Raw genomic sequence first — 1,685 nt, 5'->3', positions numbered from 1 at the left:
AAAATGAGACAAATTCCACAGGGGGGGGGAATTGACCGCAAACCCTTATAAAATAAGGGTTTAAGCCTAAAAACACTAAAAAACAGAGTATCAAAATGAGACAAATTCCACGTATTACTAGAAACGTGGAATGGTTGTGCGTGTGCGTCGTTCTCGCTTACAGCCGCCGAACCACCCGCACACGCACAACCATTCTAGTCATTATGAATAATAGAATATGAATTGGGGGCGTCAAGGTAGTACAAGTCTCCACCGTTGACACCCCCAATTCATATTCTTAGGGTAACCATGACTAGAATGGTTGAAGCTGTTACGCTACTAACCCCTTTTCATAAGCCCAAGCAGGTATCCCCACTGGTTCGGCTTCTAAAACCTTGATAAGGGGTATTACATTGCTTTCCTGATGCTCTTTATCACGCAACAAAGCAATATCTATCCCATATTCTTTCAACTGTTTTCTAATTCGATAAAATGTAGGCTTGGATACATGTTTTCTAACATCTTCACCATGCAACCAAAGCAAATAATAAGTCTTCAATTTATTTGGTAAACTGGCTAAAACATCATCACTAATCATAAAATTATCACTCATCTCTAATTTTTTAATATACTCAAGTAGTAACATTTTAGCAGTTTTTTCATTCCAAAGGTCAGCATTATTTAAAGTAGTAGAACGCAAAAATTTAGAACACAATACCAGTTCTAAACGCAAAGATTTATCAGCATATTCAAGCATTTCAGGTATTTTTAAATCATCTGGGAAATTACTTTTTTTTCTCAAAATCTCACCCCCCTTATGATAGCATTTCATGAACCAATACTTACTACCCTTACCCCAATATAGCGTATCACCAGAGAAAACACCTTTACCACGATAAGGCATATTCATCTTTTCACCAGCCGAACGAATCCATGCCCGAACTTCATTACCATCCTTTAAATGCCATGTCTCATTAATATCAACCCTTGTTAAATGATAGTTACCATTTTCAATATCATCTAATTGGCTTGCAGTAGGTGTTAAACCATCATCAGCTAGTAATTCATGAATCACCCCAAAAGCCTTGTTAAATAAATAAACCAAATCATTAGTACCAAACAAATTATGACCCTGTAAAAATTTAGCAGGGTTTCCAGATATTACAATTCTAGTATCAGTTAATGGCTTAATCATGATATTAGATTCATAAGAACCAGTTACAGGAAGCCAGGACTGGGAAACCCAATCAACTTCACCCATTGGATTGATCTTGGCAAGGCAACCAGTATCCAATTTATTATTACAACGCACTTCGGCAGTAATCCAATCAATCACAATTTATCCCTTTCTAAATCCATTTCAATCTGATTCAAAGAATTAATCATTTGCTTATGAATGTTGCCAGTTTCTACATTAACCGTATGAGATAATTTTAAAGCGTGTTGATAAGCTTTTTCCGCATTATCTGCCTGTTTTAACATTTGAGCAATTGCAGACAAAACGGGCTTAGCATTTTCCAAAATCTCAACAATAACCCTAGCTTTTGGTTGATTTTTAATAGTTGCAATATCATCAAGAATAGAATCAAGCTCAGGCTGAACAGTTAAAACAACCCTTCTATTTTGCTTTTTAGCCATAAAATACCCCTAAAAATATATTACCAATTTATGAAAATAGTAACATTAAATACTAGAAAAGTAAATCA

The 1,685-nt window shown here is 35.3% G+C and carries 2 protein-coding genes; both read right to left on the bottom strand.

What is annotated here, in order from left to right; all coding sequences use genetic code 11:
* Positions 1-310: 310 nt before the first annotated feature.
* Entirely contained in the window at positions 311-1,315 is a 1,005-nt protein-coding gene (locus tag B0680_RS09880) for a phage/plasmid replication protein, II/X family (protein WP_078254929.1), read from the bottom strand.
* Positions 1,312-1,617 carry a hypothetical protein gene (locus B0680_RS09875; protein ID WP_078254928.1) on the bottom strand — a complete coding sequence of 102 codons (306 nt, stop codon included), beginning with the start codon at positions 1,615-1,617 and terminating at the stop codon, positions 1,312-1,314. Before B0680_RS09875 ends, B0680_RS09880 begins: the two co-directional genes overlap by 4 nt.
* Positions 1,618-1,685 lie beyond the last annotated feature (68 nt).

It is taken from the genome of Moraxella pluranimalium, assembly GCF_002014825.1.
GTDB classification, from domain to species: Bacteria; Pseudomonadota; Gammaproteobacteria; order Pseudomonadales; family Moraxellaceae; genus Moraxella; species Moraxella pluranimalium.
The sequence above is the reverse complement of the archived record's forward strand: the minus strand, read 5'-3'. Positions and strand labels throughout refer to the sequence as shown.

Bases quoted from the DNA above. Each gene is read 5' to 3' on its own strand.
- B0680_RS09875 (WP_078254928.1), bottom strand. From the start codon at position 1,617: ATGGCTAAAAAGCAAAATAGAAGGGTTGTTTTAACTGTTCAGCCTGAG.